The 2651-nt window shown below is 32.9% G+C and carries 3 protein-coding genes; all 3 read right to left on the bottom strand.

Translation table 11 applies throughout. The features are described from left to right. On the bottom strand, positions 1-290 hold a 290-nt coding region (locus AA81_RS12790), incomplete at its 3' end, for an ATP-dependent metallopeptidase FtsH/Yme1/Tma family protein (protein ID WP_211292716.1). 83 nt (positions 291-373) lie between these two features. After that, the gene (locus AA81_RS12785; RefSeq protein WP_169926315.1) at positions 374-1459 is read right to left on the bottom strand and encodes an ABC transporter permease; all 1086 of its coding nucleotides are present in this window, start codon (positions 1457-1459) and stop codon (positions 374-376) included. Positions 1460-1587: 128 nt separating this feature from the next. Next, positions 1588-2490, bottom strand: a complete 903-nt coding sequence (locus AA81_RS12780) for an ABC transporter ATP-binding protein (RefSeq protein WP_103078857.1) — start codon at positions 2488-2490, stop codon at positions 1588-1590. Between the last annotated feature and the right edge of the window lie 161 nt (positions 2491-2651).

The following is a 2651-nucleotide window of genomic DNA, read 5'->3' as shown; positions in this document are numbered from 1 at the left end:
ATGCCATCATTTGCTAATGCCCTTACATAAGCTTGATCCGTAAGCAGAGTTGGGGCGTAAACCTGAAAAAGTTGCCCGTTTTTGGCTTTTGCTTGGATTAAACCACTTGTGTCGATCTGCAAACTTATGATTGTGTCTTGATTTATTAAATTCACTAGATCAGTATAACTTATCTCAGTTATGTTCGAGGTATTCAACTGAGAAATGCTCATAAAAATAAGCATAGCCAAAATAAAATATATAAAAAGCGGTCCAAAAAGGGAACCTCTTCTGTTTGGATTGTTATTCATAAAAACCTCCTTTTTCTCTACAATACTTTACCTCATTTATATTTTATAACAATATCTTAAAATATCCAAATTTTATAAAAAAATTATTCCTGTACAAGCTTTTGAAAAGATAAACTAGCAACAATAGAGGTTGTTAAAGCAAAAGTCAAAAGAACAAATATTTGGTTCCTCACATCTCCGATGGAAGCACCAAGGACTACAACCTTTCTTAAAGCATCAGCTGAATAGGTTAAAGGGAAAATCTTCGAAACAGCCTTTGCAAAATTAGGCATCTGTTCTATAGGGAAAAATACGCCAGAAAAAAATATCATAGGAAAAGTTATGGTAGTCATCGTAATTTCTGCGGCTTCTTGTTCTTTAAAAGAAGCTGTTACAATAATACCTATGCCTATAAAACTGAAAGTACCTAAGATAAGTATAAAAATAGTTAGCCAAATCGAACCAACAATATGTACATGAAAAATTAATATAGATATAACTAACACAATAAGGGCTTGCATCATACCTCTCACAGTTTGGGCAATAATTTTTCCTACAACGATACTTCCCCTGCTTATCGGTGTAACCATCAATCCATCCATTGTTCCTAGTTCTCTTTCCCTTGTTATGGAAGCTGCTAAACCTGTCATTACACTCATAATGGAAATCATTGCCATAATTCCTGGGGCCATAAAATCGTAATAGTTAAATTTACTTCCATCGACGTTTGTCAATCTTGAGGAAACTTTTATTGAATTTTGTGAGCTGTTAAATTGTGCAAACATACCTGGTAACGATTCAGCGATCATTATGCCTGCTTGAGGGTTGTTAGGACTAGGAATAATTTGTATTTCTGCATTTCCAGTTGCCATTTTCAATGAAAAATCTCGAGGTACAACAACACCCGCGGTGATTTTACCGTCTATTAATGAGTTCAATAGTTCATCTCTTGTGTTGAATAAAAGGATATTTTGTTCTTCTAATTCATCTATCTGGTTTTTGAACATTGTTTTGGCAATAGTATCTTCAAAGTAAAAACCAATTGCGTTTTGGCCTTGCATATCAGTTTGAGGAAATATATAACTTGTCATTATCATCATGATTATCGGCATTAATATAGAGAAGATGAAAGTTGTTTTTCGTCTTAAGAATGTTTTTAAGTCTTTAAGAGCTATTCTTAGAGTGTTCATTTTTTGCTTCCTCCCAATCTTAATTAGATGATACTGTCTTTTATAGCGCCCCTTTGCCCCGCTCCGCACCCATAAGGATAAAGATATTTTAACCAATAGCCCATTTAAAGCCATTTTTAATAGTTCTATTAATTAGACGTTATTTTTACAAATATGTCCTCTAAAGATGGTTCAATTGTTTTTATATGTTTCAATTTAATATTTTTATTATCAATCTCTTTCAGAAATTCGTTTAAATTGTTTACTTGGTATGTTAATCTTGTACCCTGTATTTCTAGGGGTTCTATTGTTAACAATTTTGCTTCTTGTGTATTTTCAAACTCAACTTCCACCCGTGGGTTTTCATGGAAATATTCTTTTACATTATTTTTGGAGTCTTTGGTGACGATTTCACCTTTGTTAATTATGGCTATAGTATCAGCTAACATCTCAACTTCGTGAAGATCATGAGTAGTTAATACGATAGTTTTTCCCATATCTTTATTCAAATGCTTTATAAAGTTCCTCAAGCTTACTGTTGTATGTGGATCTAGGCCTAAGGTAGGCTCATCCAGGAAAAGTATATCTGGTTGTGGGATAAGGGCCCTTATAATGTTGATTTTTTGTTTCATGCCTGTACTGAATTTTGAAACGTATTCATTGCGCCATTCTGAAATTTCTAAAATTTCAAAAAGTTCATCGGATCTCTTTTTAATCTCTGTGGGTTCCATCCCGTATAATTTTGCAAAGAACTCAACATTTTCATAAGCAGTCAGTCTATCGTATAAAATCATCTTGTCTGCTACTAATCCGATCTTTTTTCGAACCTTTTCACCATCTTTTATAACATTGTATCCTGCAACGTGTACATCTCCAGATGTGGGAACAGCTAAAGTAGTTAAAATCCTTATGGTTGTGCTTTTACCAGCACCATTAGGTCCAAGAAAAGCAAAAAGTTCACCATATTCCACGTCAAAGCTAGCGTTTTTTACTGCCGTAACCTTTTTAAATTTTTTAGTAAGATTCTTAACTTCGATCGCTTTTTCTTCCATCTTTTATCCTCCTAACAAAGAGTTTCATATTATTCAAATTTTTTTCAAGTTCAAAAAGGTCTATGTTTTTTTCCCAATCACACGTTTTTAAGTTAAAGATAAATTTGACGAATTCTTTTTCAAATTCCTTATGTACTTTTAAATTTTTTTAGGTATTCTAA

It is taken from the genome of Petrotoga halophila DSM 16923, from assembly GCF_002924615.1.
The sequence above is the reverse complement of the archived record's forward strand: the minus strand, read 5'-3'. Positions and strand labels throughout refer to the sequence as shown.

Bases quoted from the DNA above. Each gene is read 5' to 3' on its own strand.
- AA81_RS12785 (WP_169926315.1), bottom strand. From the start codon at position 1,459: ATGAACACTCTAAGAATAGCTCTTAAAGACTTAAAAACATTCTTAAGA.
- AA81_RS12780 (WP_103078857.1), bottom strand. From the start codon at position 2,490: ATGGAAGAAAAAGCGATCGAAGTTAAGAATCTTACTAAAAAATTTAAA.